This window comes from Pseudomonas sp. Root562 (assembly GCF_001427125.1).
GTDB lineage: Bacteria > Pseudomonadota > Gammaproteobacteria > Pseudomonadales > Pseudomonadaceae > Aquipseudomonas.
Genome location: NZ_LMGK01000021.1, coordinates 286,189 through 311,833, shown reverse-complemented (window position 1 = coordinate 311,833; position 25,645 = coordinate 286,189). Strand labels below are relative to the sequence as shown.

General features: G+C 62.0%; 22 protein-coding genes. 6 read left to right on the top strand and 16 right to left on the bottom strand.

Annotation, left to right across the window (positions count from 1 at the left end; all coding sequences use genetic code 11):
* Window positions 1–15 precede the first annotated feature (15 nt).
* The 4 genes from ASD60_RS17180 to ASD60_RS17165 are packed head-to-tail and all read left to right on the top strand — an operon-like array spanning window position 16 to window position 5,148.
* Window positions 16–492 (top strand): formate dehydrogenase subunit gamma, encoded by a 477-nt coding sequence (locus tag ASD60_RS17180; RefSeq protein ID WP_056855147.1) that lies wholly within the window; start codon window positions 16–18, stop codon window positions 490–492.
* Window positions 492–2,051 (top strand): formate dehydrogenase beta subunit, encoded by a 1,560-nt coding sequence (locus ASD60_RS17175; RefSeq protein WP_056855146.1) that lies wholly within the window; start codon window positions 492–494, stop codon window positions 2,049–2,051. The genes ASD60_RS17180 and ASD60_RS17175 overlap by 1 nt, the downstream gene beginning before the upstream one ends.
* On the top strand, window positions 2,048–4,930 hold the full coding sequence (fdhF, locus tag ASD60_RS17170; RefSeq protein WP_056855145.1) for a formate dehydrogenase subunit alpha: 2,883 nt from the start codon (window positions 2,048–2,050) through the stop codon (window positions 4,928–4,930). Before ASD60_RS17175 ends, fdhF begins: the two co-directional genes overlap by 4 nt.
* Window positions 4,927–5,148, top strand: a complete 222-nt coding sequence (locus ASD60_RS17165) for a formate dehydrogenase subunit delta (protein ID WP_056855144.1) — start codon at window positions 4,927–4,929, stop codon at window positions 5,146–5,148. The genes fdhF and ASD60_RS17165 overlap by 4 nt, the downstream gene beginning before the upstream one ends.
* 139 nt (window positions 5,149–5,287) lie before the next feature.
* Here ASD60_RS17165 and ASD60_RS17160 read toward each other — a convergent pair whose 3' ends face one another.
* Window positions 5,288–5,629 carry a potassium channel family protein gene (locus ASD60_RS17160; RefSeq protein ID WP_056855143.1) on the bottom strand — a complete coding sequence of 114 codons (342 nt, stop codon included), beginning with the start codon at window positions 5,627–5,629 and terminating at the stop codon, window positions 5,288–5,290.
* Window positions 5,630–5,771: 142 nt separating this feature from the next.
* On the opposite strand from ASD60_RS17160, the gene ASD60_RS28890 reads away from it, so the two are divergent.
* Entirely contained in the window at window positions 5,772–5,948 is a 177-nt protein-coding gene (locus ASD60_RS28890) for a hypothetical protein (RefSeq protein WP_156386277.1), read from the top strand.
* 3 nt (window positions 5,949–5,951) lie between these two features.
* Here the strand turns inward: ASD60_RS28890 and ASD60_RS17155 are convergent, their stop codons facing one another.
* From ASD60_RS17155 to ASD60_RS17125, 7 genes are all read right to left on the bottom strand, one after another.
* Window positions 5,952–7,595 (bottom strand): fatty acid--CoA ligase, encoded by a 1,644-nt coding sequence (locus ASD60_RS17155; RefSeq protein ID WP_056855142.1) that lies wholly within the window; start codon window positions 7,593–7,595, stop codon window positions 5,952–5,954.
* 19 nt (window positions 7,596–7,614) lie between these two features.
* The gene (locus ASD60_RS17150) at window positions 7,615–9,393 is read right to left on the bottom strand and encodes an acyl-CoA dehydrogenase C-terminal domain-containing protein (protein WP_056855141.1); all 1,779 of its coding nucleotides are present in this window, start codon (window positions 9,391–9,393) and stop codon (window positions 7,615–7,617) included.
* Between the two features lie 7 nt (window positions 9,394–9,400).
* Window positions 9,401–11,920, bottom strand: a complete 2,520-nt coding sequence (locus ASD60_RS17145) for an efflux RND transporter permease subunit (protein ID WP_056855140.1) — start codon at window positions 11,918–11,920, stop codon at window positions 9,401–9,403.
* Window positions 11,921–11,936: 16 nt separating this feature from the next.
* Complete coding sequence (locus ASD60_RS17140) at window positions 11,937–13,013, bottom strand: WD40/YVTN/BNR-like repeat-containing protein (protein ID WP_056855139.1); 1,077 nt, start codon at window positions 13,011–13,013, stop codon at window positions 11,937–11,939.
* Between the two features lie 93 nt (window positions 13,014–13,106).
* Window positions 13,107–14,465, bottom strand: coding sequence for a DUF1329 domain-containing protein (locus tag ASD60_RS17135; protein ID WP_056855138.1), 1,359 nt, complete (start codon window positions 14,463–14,465; stop codon window positions 13,107–13,109).
* A gap of 41 nt (window positions 14,466–14,506) precedes the next feature.
* A complete protein-coding gene (locus ASD60_RS17130; RefSeq protein WP_056855137.1) occupies window positions 14,507–16,510 on the bottom strand; it encodes a DUF1302 domain-containing protein in 2,004 nt (667 codons plus the stop codon).
* 137 nt (window positions 16,511–16,647) lie between these two features.
* Entirely contained in the window at window positions 16,648–17,214 is a 567-nt protein-coding gene (locus ASD60_RS17125) for an RBBP9/YdeN family alpha/beta hydrolase (protein ID WP_056855260.1), read from the bottom strand.
* 364 nt (window positions 17,215–17,578) lie between these two features.
* Here ASD60_RS17125 and ASD60_RS17120 point away from each other — a divergent pair, with 364 nt between their 5' ends.
* A complete protein-coding gene (locus tag ASD60_RS17120; protein WP_056855136.1) occupies window positions 17,579–18,586 on the top strand; it encodes an AraC family transcriptional regulator in 1,008 nt (335 codons plus the stop codon).
* A gap of 237 nt (window positions 18,587–18,823) precedes the next feature.
* Here the strand turns inward: ASD60_RS17120 and ASD60_RS17115 are convergent, their stop codons facing one another.
* From ASD60_RS17115 to ASD60_RS17080, 8 genes are all read right to left on the bottom strand, one after another.
* The gene (locus ASD60_RS17115) at window positions 18,824–19,834 is read right to left on the bottom strand and encodes a YeiH family protein (RefSeq protein ID WP_056855135.1); all 1,011 of its coding nucleotides are present in this window, start codon (window positions 19,832–19,834) and stop codon (window positions 18,824–18,826) included.
* The gene (locus ASD60_RS17110) at window positions 19,831–20,157 is read right to left on the bottom strand and encodes a Rieske (2Fe-2S) protein (RefSeq protein WP_056855134.1); all 327 of its coding nucleotides are present in this window, start codon (window positions 20,155–20,157) and stop codon (window positions 19,831–19,833) included. The genes ASD60_RS17115 and ASD60_RS17110 overlap by 4 nt, the downstream gene beginning before the upstream one ends.
* A complete protein-coding gene (locus ASD60_RS17105; protein WP_056855133.1) occupies window positions 20,154–20,816 on the bottom strand; it encodes a DsbA family oxidoreductase in 663 nt (220 codons plus the stop codon). The genes ASD60_RS17110 and ASD60_RS17105 overlap by 4 nt, the downstream gene beginning before the upstream one ends.
* Window positions 20,813–22,129: an MFS transporter gene (locus ASD60_RS17100; protein ID WP_056855132.1), complete on the bottom strand. Its 1,317-nt coding sequence runs from the start codon at window positions 22,127–22,129 to the stop codon at window positions 20,813–20,815. Before ASD60_RS17100 ends, ASD60_RS17105 begins: the two co-directional genes overlap by 4 nt.
* Before the next feature lie 91 nt (window positions 22,130–22,220).
* The gene (locus ASD60_RS17095) at window positions 22,221–23,273 is read right to left on the bottom strand and encodes a 3-keto-5-aminohexanoate cleavage protein (protein WP_056855131.1); all 1,053 of its coding nucleotides are present in this window, start codon (window positions 23,271–23,273) and stop codon (window positions 22,221–22,223) included.
* A gap of 87 nt (window positions 23,274–23,360) precedes the next feature.
* Window positions 23,361–24,209 (bottom strand): TauD/TfdA dioxygenase family protein, encoded by an 849-nt coding sequence (locus tag ASD60_RS17090; protein WP_056855130.1) that lies wholly within the window; start codon window positions 24,207–24,209, stop codon window positions 23,361–23,363.
* Window positions 24,210–24,222: 13 nt separating this feature from the next.
* Window positions 24,223–25,203, bottom strand: a complete 981-nt coding sequence (locus tag ASD60_RS17085; RefSeq protein WP_056855129.1) for a quinone oxidoreductase family protein — start codon at window positions 25,201–25,203, stop codon at window positions 24,223–24,225.
* A 107-nt stretch (window positions 25,204–25,310) separates the two neighbouring features.
* On the bottom strand, window positions 25,311–25,574 hold the full coding sequence (locus tag ASD60_RS17080; protein WP_056855128.1) for a hypothetical protein: 264 nt from the start codon (window positions 25,572–25,574) through the stop codon (window positions 25,311–25,313).
* Window positions 25,575–25,645: the final 71 nt, after the last annotated feature.

The following is a 25,645-nucleotide window of genomic DNA, read 5'->3' as shown; positions in this document are numbered from 1 at the left end:
CGTGAGGATTGCTGAATGCCTGATGAGATGTTGCACCTGCCGGTGGTCAACAGTTTGCTGGAGCGCCACAAGGGCTCTGCGGGTGCGCTGTTGCCTATTCTTCATGATATTCAGGAGCGTATTGGGTACGTCCCCGATGTCGCCGTCCCCGAGATTGCCCATGCCCTGAACCTGAGCCAGGCCGAGGTGCGTGGGGTGATCAGTTTTTACCATGACTTCCGTACTGCGCCGCCCGCGCGGCATATCCTGCGGCTTTGCCGGGCCGAGTCGTGCAAGAGCCGTGGTGCCGAGCAGTTGGCGGCGCAGTTGCGTGAGCGCCTGCAACTGGACGACCACGGCAGCAGTGCCGATGGCAGCATCAGCTTGCGGCCGGTGTATTGCCTGGGGGCATGCGCCTGTTCGCCGGCTCTGGAGCTGGATGGCCGGGTGCATGCGCGGCTGAGCGCCGAGCGTCTCGATGCCTTGCTTGACGCTTGCCGGGAGGACGCGTGATGCCGACTCTTTATCTGCCCTGTGATTCGCTGGCCCGTGCTGTGGGTGCCGACGAGGTCTCCACGGCCCTGATCACTCAAGCCCAGGAATGCAATCTGCCGCTGGCGTTGCAGCGCACCAGTTCCCGTGGCCTGTACTGGTTGGAACCGCTACTGGAAATGGACACCCCGCAAGGTCGTATTGGCTTCGGCCCTTTGACCGCTGACGATGTGCCCTCTGTGCTCGATTCATTAAAAGACGAACCTTCAAAGCATCCACTGGCCTTGGGTCTGGTGGAAGAGTTGCCTTATCTGAAAACTCAGCAGCGCCTGTTGTTTGCCCGCGCTGGCATCACCCAGCCGCTGTCGCTGGAGGATTACCGGGCCCACGGCGGTTTCGAAGGTTTGAACCGAGCCGTCGCCATCGGCGGCGAGCAAACTGCCACGGCAGTGTTCGACTCAGGCCTGCGTGGCCGTGGCGGTGCAGCCTTCCCCGCCGGGATCAAATGGCGCACGGTGCGTGCGACCGAAGCGGCGCAGAAGTACATCGTGTGCAACGCCGACGAAGGCGATTCCGGCACCTTTGCCGACCGCATGCTGATGGAAGGTGACCCGTTCCTGCTGATCGAAGGCATGGCGATTGCCGGCCTGTGCGTCGGCGCTACCTACGGCTACATCTATGTGCGCTCAGAATATCCGGATGCCGTGGCCACGCTGCGCAACGCGCTGCAGATTGCCCGGGAGAACGGTTACCTGGGCGCCAATGTTGGCGGCAGCGGTCAGGCCTTCGATATGGAAGTGCGGGTCGGTGCCGGTGCCTACATCTGCGGTGAAGAAACCGCGCTGCTGGACTCTCTGGAAGGCAAGCGCGGGGTCGTGCGCGCCAAGCCGCCGATTCCTGCCTTGAAGGGCCTGTTCGGTCAGCCGACGCTGGTGCACAACGTGCTGACGTTGGCTTCGGTGCCGCTGATTCTGGCCAAGGGTGCGCAGTTCTATCGCGATTACGGCATGGGCCGTTCCCTGGGCACCATGCCTTTCCAGCTGGCGGGCAATATTCGTCACGGTGGACTGGTGGAACGGGCCTTTGGCCTGACGCTGCGGGAGTTGGTGGAAGATTACGGCGGCGGCACCGCCAGTGGCCGGCCGCTGAAGGCGGCGCAGGTCGGTGGCCCGCTCGGCGCCTGGGTGCCGCCGTCGCAATTCGATACGCCGCTGGATTACGAAGCCTTCGCCGCCATTGGCGCGATGCTCGGTCACGGTGGTGTGGTGGTGGCGGACGACACCCTGGACATGGCGCAGATGGCGCGTTTTGCGATGGAGTTCTGCGCCGAGGAATCCTGTGGCAAATGCACGCCGTGCCGCATCGGTTCTACCCGCGGTGTCGAGGTGATCGACCGCATGCTCGCCGCATCGGACCAAAGTGTCCGCGATGAGCAGGTGATCATCCTCAAGGACCTGTGCGACACGATGCAATACGGTTCGCTGTGCGCGTTGGGCGGCATGGCGCCCTTCCCGGTGGTCAGCGCCCTCAAGTACTTCCCCGCCGACTTCGGCTTGCAGCCCTCGGAGGCCGAGCAATGATCACTCTCTTCGACCCGAAAACCGATATCGATCTGGGCACGCCGGCCCGCGACAGCCAGGTGCAAGTCACCTTGAATATCGACGGTCGCAGCATCAGCGTGCCCGAAGGCACCTCGGTGATGCGCGCCGCTGCAATGCTCGGCACCACCATCCCCAAACTCTGCGCCACCGACAGCCTGGAAGCCTTCGGCTCGTGCCGCATGTGCCTGGTGGAGATCGACGGCATGCGCGGTTATCCGGCGTCCTGCACCACGCCGGTTACTGAAGGCATGAGCGTCCACACCCAGACGCCGAAGCTTGCGACGCTGCGGCGCAATGTCATGGAGTTGTACATCTCCGATCACCCGCTGGACTGCCTGACCTGCTCGGCCAACGGCAATTGCGAGCTGCAAACCGTGGCCGGCCAGGTTGGTCTGCGGGAAGTGCGTTACGGCTATGAAGGCGAGAACCATCTGGAGGACGTGAAGGACACCTCCAACCCCTACTTCGACTACGACCCGAGCAAGTGCATCGTCTGCAACCGCTGCGTGCGCGCCTGCGAAGAAACCCAGGGCACCTTCGCCCTGACGATTACCGGTCGCGGTTTTGAATCCCGCGTGGCCGCTGCCGGTGGGGATAACTTCCTCGATTCGGAATGCGTGTCCTGCGGCGCCTGTGTACAAGCCTGCCCTACTGCGACGCTGATGGAAAAAAGCGTGGTCGAAATGGGCCAGCCCGAACACAGCGTGATCACTACTTGTGCCTATTGCGGCGTGGGCTGCTCGTTCCGCGCCGAGATGAAAGGCGACCAACTGGTGCGCATGGTGCCGGACAAGAACGGCCAGGCCAACCACGGCCATTCCTGCGTCAAGGGCCGCTTTGCCTGGGGTTACGCGACCCACCCGGATCGCATCACCAAGCCGATGATCCGCAAACACATCAACGATCCGTGGCAGGAAGTCAGCTGGGATGAAGCGGTGACCTACGCCGCCAGCGAATTCCGTCGGTTACAGCAAAAATACGGCCGCGATTCCATCGGTGGCATCACCTCCAGCCGCTGCACCAACGAAGAGACCTACCTGGTGCAAAAACTGGTGCGCGCCGCGTTCGGCAATAACAACGTCGACACCTGTGCGCGGGTCTGTCACTCGCCGACTGGCTATGGCCTGAAACAAACCCTTGGCGAATCGGCGGGCACCCAGAGTTTCGATTCGGTGATGCAGGCCGATGTGATCCTGGTGATGGGCGCCAACCCCAGCGATGCCCACCCGGTATTCGCCTCCCAACTCAAACGTCGCCTGCGTGAAGGCGCACGGCTGATTGTGATCGATCCACGGCGCATTGATCTGGTGGACTCGGTGCATGCCCGCGCCGAGCTGCACCTGGCGCTACGCCCGGGCACCAACGTCGCCATGCTCAATGCCTTGGCGCACGTGATCGTCACTGAAGGGCTGCTCAATCAGGCCTTTATCGACGCCCGTTGCGAAGGCAGCGATTTTGCCAATTGGCGCGAATTCGTCAGCCGCCCGGACAACTCGCCAGAAGTACTGGGCGCCATCTGCGGCGTGCCTGCTGCCGACATTCGTGCCGCAGCGCGGCTGTATGCCACAGGCGGCAACGCGGCGATCTATTACGGCCTGGGTGTGACCGAGCACAGCCAGGGCAGCACCGCGGTGATGGGCATCGCCAACCTGGCCATGGCCACCGGCAACATCGGTCGCGAAGGTGTAGGCGTGAACCCGTTGCGCGGGCAGAACAACGTGCAGGGCTCTTGTGACATGGGCTCGTTCCCCCACGAACTGCCTGGATACCGGCATGTCTCCAACGTGGAAGTGCGCACCCAGTTCGAACAGGCGTGGAACGTCACCCTGCAACCCGACCCGGGCCTGCGTATCCCCAACATGTTCGAGGCCGCGCTGGGTGGCAGTTTCAAGGGTCTGTATTGCCAGGGCGAGGACATCGCCCAGAGCGATCCGAATACTCAACACGTCACCGCGGCGCTGTCGGCCATGGAATGCGTGGTGGTGCAGGACATTTTCCTCAACGAAACCGCCAAGTTTGCCCATGTATTCCTGCCGGGCAGTTCGTTCCTGGAAAAGGACGGCACTTTCACCAACGCCGAACGGCGCATCTCGCGGGTGCGCAAAGTCATGGAGCCGTTGGGTGGCAAGGCCGACTGGGAAGGCACTGTGGCGCTGGCCAACGCATTGGGCTACCCGATGAATTACCGGCATCCGTCAGAAATCATGGATGAAATCGCCAGCCTGACGCCGACCTTCACCAACGTCAGCTACGCCGAACTGGAGCGTCACGGCAGCGTGCAATGGCCATGCAACGCCGCGGCACCTGACGGTACGCCGACCATGCACATCGAGCAGTTCGTACGCGGCAAGGGGCGCTTCATGCTCACCGGTTATGTGCCTACCGAAGAGAAGGTCAACACGCGTTATCCGCTGCTGCTGACCACCGGGCGCATCCTCAGCCAGTACAACGTCGGCGCCCAGACCCGGCGCACAGAGAACGTTGCCTGGCATGATGAAGACCGCCTGGAAATCCACCCGACCGACGCCGAGAGCCGTGGCATCAACGAAGGTGACTGGGTCGGCATCGGCAGCCGCGCCGGGCAGACGGTGCTGCGTGCGCGGATTACCGAACGGGTTGCGCCGGGCGTGGTGTACACCACGTTCCACTTCCCCGAATCAGGGGCCAACGTGATCACCACCGACAACTCCGACTGGGCCACCAACTGTCCGGAGTACAAGGTTACGGCCGTCGAAGTCAGCCGCGTTTATCACCCTTCGGAGTGGCAAAAACGCTTCCAGGCATTCAGCGACGAACAGGACCGCTTGCTCAAGGACCGCCGCAAGGCCCGTGGCGATAAAGCGGAGGTACGCCGATGAGCACCGACAACCTGATCAAGATGGCCAACCAGATCGCCCAGTACTTCGCCACTCAACCGGACCAGGAGCAGGCCGTGCTCAGTGTGCGTAATCATCTGCAGATGTTCTGGGCGCCGAGCATGCGCAAGGAGTTGTTGGCCTGGCAGACGGAGCATAAGGGCGCGGACTTGCACCCGCTGGTGCAGGCCGCGGTGAGTGGGGCTGGTTGGGAGGCTTAGCCTGCCGATCCCTGGAAATTGACTGCAAAACCTGTGGAAGCGGGCTTGCCCGCGATGAGGCCATCACATTCAACATTAATGTCGACTGGACTGACGCCATCGCGGGCTTGCCCGCTCCCACAGGGGTGGGTTGAACCCGTTACTTGTCTGCGCCTGTCACACGCACGGCAATTTCAATCGCCCTGACGCTGATTGCCGCAAAAATCGCCGTCAGCAGCACGCCATTGAAGCCCAGCAATATTGCCAAAAGCCGCGACAACGGCAGTTTCGGCACCAATTCGCCATAGCCGATGGTCAAGCCCGTCACGAAACCGAAATAGATGCCGTCGAACGGGTCCCAGCCTTCCAGGTAGCTGATGATCAGGCCGAATATAACGATGACCACCAGCATGGTGGACAGAATCGGCCAGACGATTCGAAGGGAGTAGCCGACGGCTTTGTAGAACTCTCGACGGATGTGCGACGTGTGGATGAGTTTCATGTGCTGGGTTTCCTGGCGGCGGCAGGCGGATTGGCATCCGAACAGCTTGGCACAAGAATCGCCAACCGGAAGCCGGACCAACGGAACGTGGCAGGCGCGTAACAGCGATTAAGCTGCAATGACCCGGCACTGGAAAATCCCCATGTCCAAGCACTTGCTCGCGCCTCTCCTGTTCGCCGTGGCCGTGGCCATCAGCGGTTCGTCCTGCCACGACAGCCGTCAGGACGATCAGGCGCGGCCGTCCGCCAACGGAGGCAGCGGCAGGATTATCCCGCCGCAACAACGCATGCCCTCGACCATGCCACGGCCGAGGATGTAGCGCTTAGTTCGCTTCGCTTTCGCGGATCAGTTTCTTGTTGATCTTGCCGACGCTGGTCTTGGGGATTTCGGCGACGAACTTGAACTGCTTGGGGATTGCCCATTTGTTGATACGGCCGCCGTCGACGAAAGCTTGCAAGTGAGTTTCCAGCATCTTGCGATCCAGGTATTGCCCCGGCTCGCTGACGACCATGGCCATGGGACGCTCGCCCCATTGTTCATCGACGATACCCACCACCGCGACCGACATCACCGCCGGGTGTTCACTGATCAGGCTTTCCAGTTCCAGGGAGCTGATCCACTCGCCGCCGGTCTTGATCACGTCCTTGATGCGGTCCTTGATTTCCACGCAGCCGAGCGTGTCGATGGAGGCCATGTCGCCGGTGTGCAGCCAGCCGTTTTCCCAGAGCTCGGCGCCTTTTGCCGGCTCCCTCAGATAGCCTTGGGTCAGCCACGGCGCCCGGACCACGATTTCACCCAGGGATTCGCCGTCGTGGGCGACGTCGTTGCCGTTGGCATCGATGATTTTCAAGTCGACCATCGGCACCGTCGTGCCGGTCTTGATGCGGATCGGCAACTGCGCTTCGCGTGACAGCGCGAGGTCTTCATCACGCAGGTAAGTCAGGCACAGCAGCGGGCAGGTTTCCGACATGCCGTAACCGGCGTGCACGTGCATACCTTTGGCGCAGGCTTCGCTGGCGATGCCGAGGGTCAGGGCACTGCCACCGAGGAGCATTTTCCAGCCGTTGAAACGGGTCGCCTTGCCTTCCTCGCAGTTGAGGATCATCTGCAAAATGGTCGGCACGCAGTGGGAGAACGTAACCTTCTCTTCGCGGTACAAGCGCACCAGGCTGTTGGGTTCGTAGCGGCCGGGGTAAACCTGTTTGATGCCCATCAGCGTTGCGACATACGGCACGCCCCACGCATGCACGTGGAACATCGGCGTGATCGGCATGTATACGTCGTCGGAGCGCAGCAGCGGCTGGCCTTGGTACACGCCCAGGGTGCCGACGGCATTCAGGGTATGCAGGACCAATTGGCGATGGGTGAAGTACACGCCTTTCGGGTCGCCGGTGGTGCCGGTGGTGTAGAACAGGGTCGCCACCGAGTTCTCGTCGAAGTCGGGGAAGTCGTATTGCTCGGATGCCTCGGACAGCAGGTGCTCGTATTCACCCAGCACCGGCAACGAGGTGGCAGTCGCTTCGTCATCGGTGAGTTGCAGGTAGCCTCTTACGGTTTGCAGTCGACCGTGGATTTGTTCGACCAGCGGCAAGAAATCATCATGCACCAGCACCAGGTCATCCTCGGCGTGGTTCATGGTGAACAGCACCTGCTCCGGTGACAGGCGAATGTTCACCGTGTGCAGCACCGCGCCGATCATCGGCACGGCAAAGAAGCACTCCAGATAGCGGTGGCTGTCCCAATCGAGCAGCGCCACGGTGTCGCCCGCCTTGACCCCGGCCGCCGTCAGCGCATTGGCCAGGCGGCGGATACGCTCGTTGAGCGTCTGGTAGGTGTAGCGCAGTTTGTCGGCGTAGACGATCTCCCGGCCCGGTTCATAGCGCACGCCGGACAGCAGCAATTGCTTGATCAGCAAGGGGTAGGCGTAAGCGCCTTCGGCGGGTGGAATTATTTTTGTCGCCATCATGTCGGGGTTCCTTGTCCTTTCAGAACTGCTCGGCTTGCATCGCAAACAGGCATTCGCTGCCGGCCTTGGCCGATGCGCTCAGCGAGTGGATACGCGGCAGCACACGGGCAAAGTAGAAGCGCGCGGTGGCCAGTTTGCTGACGTAGAAGTCGTCAGTGGAATGGGTGCTCATGGCCGCCTTGGCCATCCGCGCCCACATATAGGCGTACGCGGTGTAGCCGAACACGTGCAGGTACTCGACCGAGGCCGCGCCGATTTCATTCGGGTTGCTTTGCGCCCGGTCCAGCAGCCATGCGGTGAGTTCGTCGAGGGTGTCGACGGCGGCGTTCAGTGGCTGGGTGAACTCCTTGAGATCGGCGCAGGCGTTGGCAGTGAAGTTGCGGATTTCCGAGGCGAACAACCGGTACAGCGCCCCGCCGCTGCCGACGATCTTGCGCCCGGCGAGGTCAAGGGACTGGATGCCGTTGGTGCCTTCATAGATCTGGGTGATGCGCACGTCACGCACCAGTTGCTCCTGGCCCCACTCGCGGATGTAGCCGTGGCCGCCGAACACCATTTGGCCGTGCAAGGTGGTTTCCAGGCCCATGTCGGTGAGGAATGCCTTGGCCACCGGCGTCAGCAGGGCCACCAGTTCCTGGGCGCGGTTACGGGTGGCTTCATCTGCGCTGTATTTGGCGGTGTCCAGTTGCAGGGCCACGTAGCTGGAGAATGCGCGACCGCCTTCGTTCAGCGCTTTCATGGTCAGCAGCATGCGGCGCACATCGGGGTGGACGATGATCGGGTCGGCGGATTTTTCCTTGAATTGCGCCCCGGTCGGTGCACGACTTTGCAGGCGATCACGGGCGTATGTGACAGCGTTCTGGTAGGAACGCTCGCCCTGCGCCAGGCCTTGAATGCCCACGCCCAGGCGCTCGTAATTCATCATGGTGAACATCGCTGCCAGGCCTTTGTTCGGTGCGTCGACAATCCAGCCTGTCGCGCCATCGAAGTTCATCACGCACGTAGCGGAAGCCTTGATGCCCATCTTGTGTTCGATGGAACCACAAGACAGCGCGTTGCGTTCGCCCAATGAACCGTCGTCGTTGACCAGCACCTTGGGCACCAGGAACAGCGAGATGCCTTTCGGTCCTGCCGGCGCATCGGGCAGGCGTGCAAGCACCAGATGGATGATGTTCTCGGTCAGGTCGTGGTCGCCGCCGGTGATGAAAATCTTGCTGCCGCTGACCTTGTAGCTGCCGTCAGCCTGCGGCTCGGCGCGGGTGCGGATCAGCCCCAGATCCGTGCCGGCATGGGCTTCGGTCAGACACATCGAACCGGTCCAGGTGCCGGCGTACATGTTCGGCAGGTATTTGGTTTTCAGCGCTTCGCTGGCGTGGGCGTTGATCGACAGGCAGGCACCGGCCGTGAGCATCGGGTACAGACCGAACGACAGGCTGGCCGAGTTGACCATCTCTTCGACCTGCGCCGAAATCGCCTTGGGCATGCCCATGCCGCCGAATTGGGGATCACCGCCGACGCCGACCCAACCACCCTCGGCAAACGCCTGATAGGCCTCGGCGAACCCGTCCGCTGCACTGACTGCGCCGTTGTTCCAGGTGCAGCCCTGTTCGTCGCTGGCGCGGTTCAACGGCGCCACCACTTCACCACTGATCTTGCCGGCCTCTTCGAGGATCGCGGCAGCGGTTTGTTCATCGATCACGTCGGCCAGGCCAGGCAATTTGGCCCACAGCCGGGATACCTGGAAAACCTCGTTGAGTACGAAGCGCATGTCGCGCAGGGGAGCTTTGTATTCAGACATTGTTGGCTTACTCGGAAGTGGTCAGGGCATTGGGCATGCCGGGACGTTCAGTGGTTTCGGTGGTTTCGGCCGGCATGACAGGCGCCGTTTGCGGCACCCGTTCGCGCAGCAGGAAGTACGACAGGGCCGGGATCAGGATCAGCGCGCCGAGCATGTTCCACAGGAACATGAAGGTCAGCAGGATGCCCATGTCGGCCTGGAACTTGATCGGTGACCAGACCCAGCACACCACGCCCGCCGCGAGGGTGATGCCCACCAGCCCGACCACACGGCCGGTGAAAGACACCGCATTGCGATAGGCCTGGGACAGCGGCAAGCCCTGGCGCTGGAAGTGCAATTGCACGCTGAGCAGGTACAAGGCGTAGTCGACGCCGATGCCCACGCCGAGGGCGATCACCGGCAAGGTCGCGACCTTGACGCCGATGCCCATGGCGACCATCAGCGCTTCACAGAGGATCGAGGTCAGCACCAGCGGCAACAGCGCCACCAGCGTGGCGCGCCAGCTGCGGAAGGTGATCAGGCAGAACAGCGTCACCGCTGCATAGACGTACAGCAACATGGTGCGATTGGCTTCGCGTACGACGATGTTGGTCGCCGCTTCGATGCCGGCGCTGCCGGCCGCCAGCAGGAACTGCCGATCTTCTGTGCTGTTTTCCTTGGCGAACTTGTCGGCAATCGCCACCACGGCGTCCAGGGTTTCAGCCTTGTGATCCTTGAGGAAGGTGATCACCGGCATCAGCGAGCAGTTGTTGTTGAACAGCTCCGGCGAGTTGACCGAGGCCTGCTGCGCGGCGTAGTTGAGCACGTCCTGGTTGCGCTGGATGCTGTTGAGCTTGGGGTTGCCTTCATAGGTGCCGGCGGTGATCTGCCGCACGGCGTTGACCAGCGAGGTCGTCGCCTGCACGCCCGGGTACTGTTGCAGCTCCCAGGCCAGGCGATCGGCGAGCACCAGGGTCTTGTAGTTCAGGCAGCCTTCCGGCGCGGTCTTGATCATCACCGCGAACAGGTCGCTGGACAGCGCGTAATGCTGGGTGATGTAGGCGTTGTCGCGGTTGTAGCGCGAGTCGGCACGCAGCTCCGGCGCACCGCTTTCGAGGTCGCCGATCTTCAGGTTGAGGCTGACCATGAAGCCGCCAATGCCCATCAGCACCGCGACCAGAACCGCGCCGGTCGCCCACTTGGCGGTGGTGAAGCGGTCGAGCAGGTCCCACAATTTGCCGAACCCTTTGTGGTGTTCGGCGCGGTTGTCGATTTTCAGGGCGCGCTCGGCCGCTTTGGCGCCAACGCCCACGTAGGACAGCGCCACCGGCATCAGCAACAGCGAGGTGAAGATCAGCACCGCGACACCGATGCTGGCGGTGATCGCCAGGTCCTGGATCACCGGAATGTCGATCAGCATCAACACCGCAAAACCCACCGCGTCGGCCAGCAACGCGGTGACACCGGCGATGAACAGGCGGCGGAAGGTGTAGCGCGCGGCGATCAGTTTGTGGGTGCCACGGGCGATGTCCTGCATGATGCCGTTCATCTTCTGCGCGGCGTGGGACACGCCGATGGCGAAGATCAGGAACGGCACCAGCACCGAATACGGATCGATGGCATAACCGAGCCAGGCGACGATGCCCAGTTGCCAGACCACCGCGATCAGCGAACAGCCGACTACCAGCAAGGTGCTGCGCACGCAACGGGTGTAGGCGTAGATGATCGCCAGCGAGGTGATCACGGCCAGGCCGAAGAACATCATCACCTGGATCAGGCCGTCGATCAGGTCACCCATCAATTTGGCGAAGCCGATCACCCGCACCTTGTACTGGCCCTTGCCCTCCTCCCCGGATTTACGCGCGGCGCTGTCGCCGGCGAATTCGATCTTGTCGCGCAACTGCTCTTCGAGCATCTGCGAGAACGCGTGGTAGTTGATCGGTTGGCCACCCGCGGCGGCTTTGTCCAACAGCGGTACGATCAACATGCTCGACTTGAAGTCGCTGGCGACCAGGCTGCCGACGATGCCGGCGCGGGAGATGTTCTGGCGCAACTGCTCGATTTGCTCCGGCTGTCCGGAATAGGTATCGGGCATCACCGGGCCACCCTGGAAACCGTCCTCGGTGACTTCGGTCCAGCGTACCGCCGGGCTCCACAGCGATTTCATCCACGCGCGGTCGACGCCTTCGGTGAGGAACAACTGGTCGTTGACCTGCTTGAGCACGTCGAGGTACGCGGGGTCGAAAATATCGCCTTGGGTGTTCTCGACCACCACCCGCACCGAGTTGCCCAGGCCGCGCAATGACTGGCGGTTTTCCAGGAAGTTCTGGATGTACGGCTGGCTCTGCGGAATCATTTTTTCGAAGCTGGGGCGCAGTTCAAGGCGGGTCACGGCCATGAAGCCCAGCACCGCGGTGGCCAGCGCCATCAGCAGCATGAACAGCGGGCGGTAGTTGAACACCAGCCGTTCGAGGAGGTTGCCGGAGTGTCGATCGAAATCCCGCAGCTCGCGGATGACCGGCATGGCGTCTTGTTTGATATTGCCCATGTCTGGGTTCTCGCTCTTAGGGTTCGAGGGCTAGCGTCTGGGCGCCACGGCTGCCCGCGACCACCAACGCGCCAGTGGCGGACTGGGTAGCACCGGCGACCGGAGTCGGCACCGGTTGGCGCAGCAGGCGCAATTGCGCGCCCGTGCCCTGGCTGACCAGCATCTGCCCGCCCTGGGTGAACAGGCGGTAATTGCCACGGGCATCGATCAGCCCAGCGGTAATGCTCACGCGCAGGCCGCTGTCGAGCGCGCTCCAGTTGTGGCCGCCATCGGTGCTGCGCAGGACGTTGCCGCGCAAGCCATAGACGAGTACTTCGCCCGGCTTGCCGAGCACACCGAAGAAGCTGCCTTGATAAGGCGTTGGCACAGCAGCGAAGCGTTGGCCTTTGTCATCCCATTTGAGCAACAGGCCTTGTTCGCCCGCGATGTACAACGCGTCGCCAGTCGACGCGATGGCGTTGAGGTGGAAACCTTGCGGGTTGTCGGTGCGATCCTGATAGGGCGTCCAGCTCTGGCCAGCGTCTTCGGTGCGCAGGATCAGGTTGAATACGCCGACCACATAACCGACTTTGTCATTGGCAAACCAGACATCGAGCAGCGGTTTGTCCGCGCCTTGCTCGACCAGTCGCTCGCCCTCGGCCACCAGCAATGGCCACTGCTCGTTGGCCGGTTCGGCACTGGCCAGTGCCGTGTAGTGCTTGACCAGGATGTCGCCGATCTGGCGGCCGTCGAGCTGCTTGTGCCAGGTCGCGCCGGCGTCGCTGCTGTGCAGCACCACGCCGTCATTGCCCACCGCCCAGCCTTGGGTGGTGGTCGGAAAATTCACCGCTGTGAGATCGGCACTGACGGGCACGGCGGCCTGTTGCCAATGCTGGCCGGCATCGTCGGAAAACAGAATATGGCCGCGCTGGCCGACGGCAATCACGCGCTCACCGGCGCGGGCCATGCCGGACAACGGGCTGTTGATGGCCAAGGCGCTGACCCTGGCGGGCAGGTCCAGCACGTCGACATAATCGGTGGCGTGGGTGACGCCCTGTAATACGCCGAGCACTATGCCCAACGCCAGCTGCAAGCAGTTTTTATACGAACACATACCGCGTCCTCTTCGGAAAGCCGCGTCGGGACACACAGGCGTGTGCCCGACGTTCATGCTGTTGTGGGAGCGAGCCTGCTCGCTCCCACAGGCTTAGCGAATGCCGGCGCCGGCCAGGGATTCCGACGACCACTGCGCCTTGGAGAGCGGCTCGATGTACTTGATGCCGCCGTACGGGCCGACGACGCCGTTGATGTTGTAGGAACCGCCTACCAGGTCGTAGATCATGAACGGCGTGGAGTCCGGCACCTGCTTGTCGTAGCTCTGGCTGAGGAAGGCGAAGGAGCCGCGATAGAGCTGTCCACGGGCGTCGTACTGGTCAGAGGCCAGAGCGCTCCAACTGTCTTCGTCGAGGTAGAAGCGGCGCTTGGCGTAGATGTGCCGGGCACCGGCCTTGAGCGTGCCTTCGACGACCCATACACGGTGTTTTTCCCAGCGCACGAAGTCCGGCGCGAGGTGGTTGGCGGTGGTCAGCGACTTCGGATCCTGGGCGTAGGTCAGCTTGTAGGTGTTGTAGGGCACGATCATTTCCTGCTTGCCCACCAGCTTCCAGTCGTAGCGATCCAGCGCCCCGTTGAACACGAACACGTCATCGTAGGTGCCCGCACCGGCGGTGCCCGGGTTCGGTGTGTCGTAAGCCAGGTTCGGCGCCAGTTTCACCCGACGCTGACCCGGCAGGTATTGCCAGGCGCGGCGTGGTTGTTGCAGCGGGTTGGCGGCGTCCTTGAGCATCACCGCTTCGCCTGCTCGGCGCGCGGGGCCGGTGTACGACAGTTTCATCTGGTAGTACACGTCGGCGCTGCTGATCGGCTGCGAGAGGTTTTCGTAGATCGGGTAGGAAATGAACGCCTGCCCGGTGGTCGCCAGGCTCGGCACACCCGCGGAGTCGACGTTCCAGGAGTCGTACTTGGAGTTGATGCTCACGCCCTGATAACGCAACAGGAAGTTCCACATCGCTTCGTTGCCCGACTGAGGGATCGGGAACGGTACGCCCGGCAGCACGTTGTCGATGGCCAGGCCGTTTTCCAGGGACTTGGCACCGCTGGCGTTCTTCACGCCGTTGTCCAGAATGGCCTGTGGCAGCGAGACGGTACGGTGAGTCGGGAACACATCGACACGGAACGTCGGGAAGCGCTTGGCCAGTTCAACGGTGGTGGCGCTGAGCAGGTTCTTGTACTGATCGACGTTCTTGCCGTCGATCACCAGCAGCGGTTTTTCGCTGGCAAACGGGTCCGGGCGCATGCTGTCACCGGATTTGAAACTGGCCGGTGGCGTGGTCAGGCCACCGTTGTAGGCCGGAATGGAACCATCAGCGTTCCCGGCCTTTTCAGCGCCGACCAGCGTCAGGCTGCTGCCCAGCTTGGCGGCTTCCTGGGTTGAAACAGCGGCCTGTGCCTGAGCGGCCAGGACCATGGCCAGCGAAACGGCCAACACGGTTTGTGCGAATTTCATCTTGTTATTCTCCTGCTTGCATTGAGCAAATCAGTGGTGAATCAAAAAGTGGTTTTCATCGTCAGGTAAACGGCGCCACGGTCCTCAGTCGTTGCGCCACCTCCGGAGAAGGCCGAGTAGCCACCGGCGTAACAGGCGTAGTTTTCGTTGCCGCTGAAAGCGTTCGGCGTAGAGCCGTCGCCACCGGTCGGGCCGGTGCTTACGCCGCTGACATTGCACTTGTCGGTTTTGCCGAAGGAGTCCACGTACTTCAGGTCGACAAAGTATTTGTTGTACACAACGGCACCGAGGCCGACGGCGTAGTTGCCGGTGTCTTTGGCACCGCCACCGGAGACCGGTGACACGCCATCGAGGCCGACGTTGACGGACATCGGCGCGTTGAGGTCAACACCGGGGAACACCTGGTACCAGGTCGGGGTGAAGTTGACCGCGATGCCCCAGTTGTCCCGGGTCGGTGCGTCGATGCCGCGATAGCTGTCCTTGCCTTTGTAGAGCGCCTCGTTCTTGCTATCGAGCTTGAGCAGGTTGCTGTAATACAACTCGCCGAGCAGGGTTGCCGAATCGAACAGCGGCGTATCGGCAATGGTCATCAGGCCATTGATCGTCCAATGCAGGGTGTCGCCGGTGGCAGCCATGCTGTCGCCCTTTTCCGGCGTGTCATAAATCACACCCGTGGCAGCAGTTCGCGCCGGCAGCAAGCCAAGACCCTGACCCAGGCCCAACGGGCTGTTGGTGCTGACGATCGCCGGAATACTGGCCAGCGGCATGTTGTGGCGAATGTTCAGGTCCGACCCCACACTCACACCGCCGACATCCTTGGACAGGCTCAGGCCGACGATCTTGATGTTGTCGGCGTAGGCCATCTGATAGGTGGCGGTGTTCAGCGAGTTAAGGGTGTTGATCACCGCAGGCACTTGACCGGCCGGGCGGGTGCCGTTGGGGTTGGCCGAGGTCAGGCCACGGGCGTCCAGCCAGGCTTGCGGCAGGATCTCCGATGTTTCGCGGTAGTAAACGCCGAGGGTGCCGTCCAGCCAGGCTGGCGACCACTTGGCCATGACGCCCCAGTCACCGCGCTTGTCCGGCGTCAGGTCATGGCCGCGGCGGACGTTGGTCAAACCGTTGCACGGCGCCAGGCCACAACCGAGCGGGCTGCCCGGAACCACGGCGTTGGTGTTGCCGAGCAGGAACGATTGCGCACCGAAACCGACGAGGTCGGAACCACCGTAGTAAGTGCCCGCTTCCGGCAGGCGCGCCTCATCCCAATCGAGGAAGTACTGCGCGCCGACGGTCAATTCCGGGTTGACGGTGAACGACATCGACAGCTGGTTGCGCGGGACGAACAGTTCCTTGGCTTCGGTGCCCGGCGATGCGGCGAGTTTGGCCAGGTCGAGGCCCGACTGGCCGTAACTGACCGAGTGCACCGGGTTGAGAATGGTCTCGCCCCAGAACACGTTGTGCTGGCCAGCCTTGACGCTGAGTATCGACTCCTCGCCCACTTCGGTGCTGTAAAACACGAAGGCATCGAGGATTTCGCCGGACGGGCCGGTGTAGTAGCGCTGGGCGTAGTTGCTCAGGTGCGGGCTGCCGGTGCCGACGTTGTCACGGGTGACGCCTGCCAGGCGCGGGTCGTTGGCGATCAGGCCCGAGGTCGAACCGTTGCCGTTGACGAACGGGTTGGAATTGGAACCGGTGTTTTCGTACGCCTTGTCGTACCAGCTGGCGGCACTGACGCGAAAGCCCATGTGGTTCTGGTAGACCACGTCCATCTCGGTCAACAGGTCGACGCGGTTGGTGATGTTGGTGCCGGCCTTGCGAAAGTTGTAATCGCCGTCGTTGTTGTTTGGCGTAGCCAACATGCGTTTGTCGGCACTTTCGGTGCGCACGCCATAGTTGTACTTGACTGTGTTATCCAGGCGAACGGTCCAGTCCGGGTTACCTGTCTCGATCTCGGCCGCATGGGCCATCGGCACCGTTGCCGCGAGAATGGCCGAGGCCAGCAATGTGTAGCGTGATGCGGTGAACCCGTGACTCTTGTTGTTGTGCATTGCGTTGTCTCCGCCTTTTTGTATTTGTTTTAAGCGCAGCCGCCCTCGCGCATTCCTCTTCGGGTCTGCGTTTTCAGGAGTGAGGGCAAATGCCGACTGGCGTGATGCCTGCCGGCTCCTGTATTAGCGGTGCTGTTTTATTGGTCCAATCGCAGGATCAGTGCCTCGGCTTGCGCCCAGTGGCCAAATCCTGCGGCCGGATTGAGATGGCCGACATCGCCCAGATCGAGCAATTCGGCGCCCCAGTTTTCAGCCATGCGGGTCACGGCGGAAAAACTGGCCAGGTGATCGTTGGTGCTGCCGGCCACGATGCTGCGGAATGGCAGCGGGCCTTGTGGCAGAGGATTCCAGCCTTGGTTGCTGAGTGTTTCCGAAGAGGGATAGTTGGCCGGCCAGACTGCATCGAGGTCCGGTGGAGCGGCCAGCAATGCGCCCTTGATTGGACGGCTGTACTGCGCCGCCCAATGCGCGACCATCAGCACGCCGGCACTGTGGGCTACCAGAATCACCGGGCCGTCGATCTGCTCCAGTTCGTGCTGGATAGCCCGTACGCGAGCACCGCAGTCGAGCTTGTCGGTCTCCAGCGGCGGGACGCTGCGTACCTTGGCGAGCTTGGCTTGCAGCAACGTTTGCCAATGCTCGGCAACGTGCTCGCGCAGGCCCGGTACGATCAGAACGGTGGCGGCAGTTTGCAATTTGTCCACGGTCAACACCTTCGCTTTCTCGATATCTCGACTGGCTGTTTTCGCCAGAGGCTTTTTGTAGGGTCGACATTAAAGAGCGCCCACTCGAGGCGCTTTACATTGGACGTCAGGCACTTTTCTTTTGATGACAAATTGTCCGACACTTTATCGCCTCGACCGCTGGTCGAATAACCCCACAGGTTGGCGCAGGGTCACTGTAATCAACGGATGAGCCTGGATTGCTCGCGCAAGCAGCGCTGATTCAACGCCCGCCAGCGTGATGTCCATCGCCAACAAGACAACTGTTCAACGGTCGATGCGCTGGATATAGTCGCCACGCCCGCCCATCAGAAAAAGAAGCCATCGGCCCAGGGAAGACCTACGCATGCCCAAGCTTGTTCGCGCTGCTGTACTGACCAACTACCTGGAGGTCACCCAGTACTTGGGATTCAACCCGCGCGATGTGTTGGCCGCCGTCGGCCTGAGCAGGGCGCAATTGCAAGCCCCCGAGCATCGCATTGCGATCGACGCCGCCGTACGCTTGCTGGAAGACTCGGCCACCGCCAGTGGTTGCCAGACGTTCGGCTTGAGCATGGCCGAGTCGCGCCAGCTTTCGGACTTCGGCGTGGTCAGCCTGTTGCTCAGCCATCAGCGCACGTTGCGCGATGCCTTGCAGGTGGTGGTGCATTACCGGCACCTGATGAACGATTCGCTGGCGATCTTCATTGAAGAGGCCGGCAAGATGGTGATCATCCGCGAAGAAGTCGTCACCGAAACGCCGATGCCCAGCCGCCAGGCCACCGAGCTGGCCATCGGTGTGATGTTCCGCTTGTGCGCGGCGCTGCTCGGTTCGCACTGGCACCCGTACAGCGTCAACTTCATGCACAAGGCACCGGACAACCTGCAACTGCATCGCCGGCTGTTCGGCTGCACCCTGGAATTCGGCAGTGAGTTCAACGGCATCGTCTGCTCAGATGCCAGCCTCGACATGACCAACCCCAACGCCGACCCGGCCATGGCCCGCTACGCCCAAAGTTATCTCGATTCTTTGCAAAGCCACGATGGCACCTCGATGCTGTTCGAAGTGCGCAAAGCCATTTACCTGCTGCTGCCCATGGGGCGCGCGACCATCGAGCAAGTCGCGCAGAGCCAGGGCATGAACGTGCGCACCCTGCAACGTCGCCTCAAGGACGACGGCTGTGCGTTCAACGACGTGATCAACGATGTGCGCCGCGATCTGGTGCTGCGTTATCTGGACAACCCGAACTACTCGCTGAGCCGTATTGCCGACATGCTCGGCTATTCGATGGCAAGTTCGTTCACGCGGTGGTTCATCAGCCAGTTCGGCATGCCGCCGGCGACGTGGCGGGCGCAGAAACAGAAACCGTCCTGACAGCAGGCAAAAAAAAACGGCGACCGCTGGCACGGTCGCCGCAAAGAGCGAAATCAGCATTCATTTCTCTGTGGCTGTCCGAAAACTCGATAAACAACCCTCTCCCTGTAGGAGCAAGGCTTGCCCGCGATGAGGCCGGCACATCCGGCATCAATGGCGCCTGACCCGGCGCTATCGCGGGCAAGCCTTGCTCCTACGGGTTTCGTGGCTGGTTGCATCGAGCGCTCTGTGTGAATCCTAGAAACCCCAGCGCAGCAGCAACAACACCAGCACGACGAGGAATACTGTCTCCCCCACCATCAGCAAAATCGGCTTGATCCCGACCGCTGCCAGCTCCTTCAAGCGGGTCTTCATGCCCAGGGCACTGATGGAAACCACCAGGCACCAGCGTGACAGTTCATTGACCGAGCCCTGCACCGCCGGCGCCACCCAGCCGGTGCTGTTGATGCAGGCCAGGATCAGGAAACCGACGGCAAACCACGGCAGCAATGGCGGGCGCTTGCCGGTCGGGTCGGCGCCCTGCATGCGGGTGATCATCGCGGCGGTGACGATCACCGGCAGCAGCATCGCCACGCGCATCAGTTTGACCACCGTGGCCGTGTCACCGGTTTCGGTGGACATGCTGTAACCGGCGCCGACCACTTGCGCGACATCGTGAATGGTCGCGCCGAGGAATACACCTGCCACCTGCGGCGACAACTCCAGCCAGTTGGCAATCATCGGGTAGACAATCATTGCCAGGGTCGACAACGCCGAGACACCAATCACCGTGAATAACGTAGCGCGCTCTTTTTGCGGATGGTTGGGTAGCGCCGCCGCCAGCGCCAACGCCGCCGAAGCACCACAGATCGCCGTCGCCCCACCGGTCAGCATGCCGAACAGGCGCTGGAAGCCCAACGCCTTGGCCGCGATCACTGACACACCAATGGTCACCACCACCAGAATCACCACCAGCGCAATCGGCTTCCAGCCCAGCGCCGCCATTTGCTCCAGGGTGATGCGCATGCCCAGCAGTGCGACCCCGATGCGCAGCACTGTGCGGGCGGTGAACTCGACACCGGCCTTGCACGGGCCGTCATCGGCCAGAAAATTCAGGGCCATGCCCAGCAGCAAGGCAAACAGCATGACCGGCGCACCGTAATGCTCGGACAGGAACGACGCGGCGGCCGCCACGATCAGGCTGACGATAAGCCCCGGCGCCAGTTCGCGCGTGCGACTGTGGATACGGGTGAGAGCGATGGCGCTCATGGCGCGGACTCCTCGCAAGTGATGACGATAAACGCCTGGTCGTCGATGATCTCGACCGGGTAGTGGGTGACTTTGACCAGCGTGGAATTGAGCATGTAGCCGCTGCGCAGATCGAATCGCAGGCCATGGGCGCAACACTGAATCACGCAGCCCTCAAGCCGCCCGCCGCACAACGAGGCGCCCTGATGCGGACAGCTGTCGTCGATGGCAAACAACTGCCCGTCGACGTTGAACAACGCCAGGCTTTTGTCTTCGAATTCGAACAGCGCACGGCCACCGGCCTGCGGGTGTTTGCCAGCAGGTACGGGAATGCGCCGGGTCATGCCGGCTGCCGCTCGCGCTCACTGTGCTTGAGGGCTTCGTTCATCGCCCCGAGCAGCGCCTGGGCCGGTTGTGCACCGATGACGGTCACGCGCTGGTCGAACTGGAAACTCGGCACACCACTGGTCGCCTCCGGTGGCGCTGCAAACGGTGTGGCGTCTCCTTTCAGACAGTCGACCAGGGTGTCCGGGTCAAGGCCGCAAGAGCGGGCAATGGCGAGCAGGGTCTCGCGATCACCGAGGTTTTCGCGTCTCTGGAAATAGCCGGCGAACAGGCGTTCAAGCAACATTTCACGCTGAGCCGCATTGCCCAGCGCCGTGGCACGCTGGAACAAGCGATGGGCGTCGGCAGTGTTGGGCATCGTTTCGATGCGGCTCAGATCAATCGCCAGTCCAACCGCCCTGGCAGCCTCCTGTACCTGGGCCTGGCGCATGGTCATGGCGTCGGCATTGCCCAAGCGCTTGCGGTAGAAATCGGCGAATGGCTCACCCTCCACCGGCAACTGCGGCAGCAACTGCACACCGTGCCACGCCGTGGTGACCTGTACATCCGGATGGCGACTGCGGAACTGCACCAGCGCATGCTCCAGTTGGCGTTTACCGATCAGGCACCAGGGGCAGATGAAATCGAAAAACACATCAATACGTAAACGACGACTCACAACTTCACCTCTATCCCGGCTTCACGGACAGGGTCAGGCACGCTCTGACCCTGAAGGCGGGCAATATCTTTGTGGTAATGACACTTGGCATAAAAGAACACCGCTGCTGCCGCGAGGCTGACCAGCGGCACCAGTTGAAACGCGGCATGCAAACCGATGAGATCGGACACCCGGCCGGTAATGAACGGCCCCGGTGCCAGGCCCAGCATGTTGTTGGCCAGGGTCAGCGTGGCGAACGCCGTGCCGTGGACCGAGTAATGCGTCAGGTTGGCAACCATCGCGCCGCATGGGCCGGTGGTGCCGGTGGCGATCAACATGCCCAGGCAGATCAGCGCCAGTTGCAACGGCCCTGCTTGCAAGGCAAATGCTGCTGACAACAACAGGCAACTGCCCAGGCAAAAACCGATGGCCAGGCTGACTTTGCGCTCCGGCGAGTGACGGCACAGGCGATCGCTGAGCATGCCGCACAGGATCATCCCCGCGCCGCTGCACAACACGATGATCGCCGCCATGCCGCCAGCCTTGTCGGTGGGCATGTCGTAGTAGCGATTGAGGTAGCTGGGAATCCACACCATCACCGTGCCACCGACGAACAATTGCAAGCCGCTGGCGACGTAAGTTGCCACCACCGAACGGCTGGACCACAACGTGCGCAACGGCCGCTTGACCACCGCGACAGCCTTGGCGGCGCGTTGCGGCGCAATGCGTGCTTCCTTGACGATCAGCGGATAAAGCATCGCCAGCACCAGGCCGAACAGCGCCATGCCGGCAAACGACCAGCGCCAGCCCAGTTTGGCGGCGATGGCCCCGCCCAGCGCCATGCCCAGCACCGAGCCGAACATGCCACCGGCCATGAAGGCACTGGCCAGGGTGGCACGCATGTGTTTCGGAAACACCGAAATCACCACGGCGATGCCGACGCTGCCATAGGCTGCCTCGCCGACGCCGACCATGAAACGCGCGATGAACATCTGCTGGTAATCCTGGGCCAATGCGCAGCCAAGGGTCGCGAGACTCCAGAGCATCGCCATCAGCGCCAGGCTCTTGACCCGGCCGAAACGGTCGGCCATCAGCGACAGCGGAAACGTCAGCAGCCCGACCATCAGCGCAACGATGCCACTGAGCAGGCCGAGTTGGCCGTCGCTCAGCGCCCACTCGCTTTTCAGCAGCGGGAACACCGCGTTCAGTACCTGGCGCGACATGTAATCGGAAATCAACAGGCTGAACGTCAGGGCAAAGACGATCCAGGCATATTTACGCGCAACAACGACTCCACCGGAGTCGTCATCGTCGGCGATTGGGTGAAAGGCCATGCAGCCTCCTCAAAGCTTTGTTTTATTGTTGTTATCAAGCGTGTAGCAGTGCGTCGAGCGAGCGGTCACGGCCGCTCGCTCGCCGTGTCGGTCAGCCGCGTTGCGGCACGCCTTTCTGCCCGGCCTTGCGGTTGGGCGCCATGCCGTTGGCCAACAGGGTTTCCTCGATGCTGTCGTACTGCACACCGATGCGATAGATCTCACGGGCTTCTTTGCCCGTGGCGATTTCGCGACCCAGTTCGTGGGCAATGCGCACGGTTTGCTTGATCTGCGCCACCGAGCCGAAACGCTCGCCCTTGTGATCAATGATAGTGTCTTCGTTGCCCACGCGCGGGTGCATGCCCATGGCCATCGACATGGTGTTGAACGGCATGACGTTCTTGAGCAGCGATTCGGAGGTCAGGGTGCAACCGTCCGGCGCGCGGTGGATGAAGTTGAAGAAGTTGAACGGGTTCGGCCCGTCGAAACCACCGCCGATGCCGATCCAGGTCAGGTTCAGCGGGCCTTTGTAGACACCACGGCGCACCAGGCGCTCGAGGGTTTCCATGGCGTGCATGCCGGTCAACTGGAAGTGCGGCTGAATACCATTGGCCATCAGGCGCTTGAGGTGTTCGGCGACCCAGGCCGGACCTGCCGGCACGGTCATTTCGCTGTAGGCAGCCTGATACAGGGGGTTGGCCAGGGAAGTGCCTTCCAGGTATTCCGGATACAGCAGTTCCATGATGTTCATCTGGGTGGTGTTGATCGCCACCGTGACCTGATCCGGTTTCGGCGTCAGCTCGGCCAGCATGTGGCGGGTGTCGTCGGACAGCCACTTGGCCGCTTCACCGTCGCTTTCCGGGGCGAAGGAAATCGAGCCGCCGACCTGAATGATCATGTCCGGCACGGCGGCACGCACACCGGCGATCAGTTCGTTGAACTTCGACAGGCGCTTGGACCCTTTGCCGTCCAGTTCCCGCACGTGCAAGTGCAGGACCGTGGCGCCGGCTTCATAGCACTCGACCGCTTTGTGGATTTGCTCGTCCATGGTCAGCGGGATGTCTTCCGGGAAATCTTCGGGCATCCACTCCGGGCCGTACGGGGCCACGGTGATAACCACTTTTTCCATGTTTTCGGGGTGCAGGGAATCGTCGAAGAATTGCATGGTTTACTCCAGTTCTTATGATTGTCCCGCCCACCCGGGGTCGCGCCAGGCAGGCGTGTTTACGAGAGCGAATGCAGAGGCGGTGGATCAGTAAGTCTTGTCGCCGATGATCCCGGCGCGCTCCATCTTGCGATGGCACGGCGGGTAATCCATGACGGCGTAATGCTGGGTACTGCGGTTGTCCCAGATGGCGATGCTGTTGGGCTTCCAGCGCCAGCGCACTTGATACTCAGGGATATATGCCTGACTGATCAGGTAACGCAGCAACTCGCCCGCACCAGGGTTGGCGTCCTGGCCAAAACGCACCCGGTCAGGGGTGTGGTAATTGCTCAAGTGAGTGGTGAAGGCATTGACGAACAGCACCTTTTCGCCGGTTTCCGGGTGCGTGCGCACCACCGGGTGCTCGGCGTCCGGGTACATCGCCTTCAGCGCCAGGCGCTTCTCGATCGGCATGGCCGCGCCGAAACTGGCTTCGATGCTGTGACGGGCGCGCAGGTCGGCGATCTTCACTTTCACATCATCCGGCAGATTTTCGTAAGCCAGAACCATGTTGGCCCACATGGTATCGCCGCCCACCGGCGGGCACTCCACGCAGCGCAGCACGCAACCCATCGGCGGGGCGTCGCGCCAGGTGGCATCGGTGTGCCAGGCGTTTTCGTAGCGGTCCATCGGCTGGTCGGGGTTCTTGTAGATCTGCACCAGCCCGGGATGCTCCGGATCACTGCCGGCCACCGGATGATCTTCCAGTTCACCGAAGCGCCGGGCAAAAGCCACGTGCTCGGCGCGAGTGATGTCCTGATCGCGCAGGAACACCACTCGATGCTTTAGCAGCTGGGCACGGATTTCGGCAAACAGACCGTCGTCGTGCACCGCGTCGGCCAGGTTTACGCCGGTCAACTCGGCACCGATGCTGCAGGTCAATTGTTCGACTTTCATGGCTGGCAGCTCCTTAAATGACGAAAATCGACGAGCCGGTAGTCTTGCGCGATTCAAGATCACGGTGCGCCTGCACCGCATCCTGCAAGGCGTAGTGCTGGTTGATCTCGATCTTGATCCGGCCGCTGCCGACATGGTCGAACAACTCACCGGCCAGCTCGGCCTTTTCCGCCGGGTCGCTGATGTAGTTGGCCAGGGCCGGGCGGGTCAGGAACAGCGAACCTTTCATCGCCAGCATCACCGGGTCGAAGGCCGGGATCGGCCCGGACGCCGTACCCACGCAGACCATCAGGCCACGGGGTTTCAACGAATCCAGCGAACCCATGAAGGTGTTCTTGCCAACGCTGTCGAACACCACGTTGACGCCCACACCGTCGGTCAGTTCGCGAACGCGAGCGGCAACGTCTTCATGGCTGTAATTGATCGTATGGTCGCAACCGTGAGCCCGGGCGATTTCAGCCTTTTGCTCGGTCGAGACCGTGCCGATCACGTTCAGGCCCAGCAGTTTGGCCCACTGCGAAACGATCAGGCCCACACCACCGGCAGCGGCATGCAGCAGAATGCTATCGCCTTCCTTGAAGTCGTAGATGCGGCGCATCAGGTACGAAGACGTCAGGCCGCGCATGGTCATGGCGGCAGCGGTTTCGAAACTGATGGTTTCCGGCAGCTTGATCAACGGTGCGGCCGGGATCAGGCGCTCGGTGCTGTAGGCGCCGAGGGTGTTGAGGAAACCGGTGTAAGTGACGCGATCCCCCACCTGGACATTGGTTACCCCTTCGCCGATGGCCTGGACCACGCCGGACGCCTCAACCCCCATGCCATTGGGCATCGGGATCGGGTAAGTGCCATTGCGAAAGTAGGTGTCGGCATAGTTCAGGCCGACCGCCACATGACGCAGACGCACCTGGCCCGGACCGGGGTCGCCGACTTCAACGTCCTCATAACGCAGGACTTCAGGACCACCGGTTTCGTAAAAGCGTACGGCTTTAGCCATTTTTCTTATTCTCCAATCTGCAATATGGGCGTGTTGCATCGAATTGCGCTGATTGGACTGTAGGACCAGGCCTGTTGAGACGCTTCTCATCAGACGACAATGGCTTTTCATTTGGTGACAGGCGGGGCGGCTCCCTCTTGGGTGCCAGTGCTCGGTTCCTTGGTCTTTTCGCCAGCGGCAGGCACGGCCGGGTTGCTGAATCCGGCCTTGGCGTTTTCCGCCTTGGTCTTGTGGATATCGCAGCCCTGCAACTCGCTCACCTGGGTGCAACCGGACTTTTCCAGCTGCTGGCGGTACTTGTCGTTGATGGCATGGGCCGGGGATTGCACCAGCAGCAAAATGGCCAGTGCCGGCAGGATACGTGTGTTCATGGCAGACCCTTTCCAATCGAGATGTTCTGACACCCACAATAGCCTGTCCCGCCGCCACCTGCGCTATCATC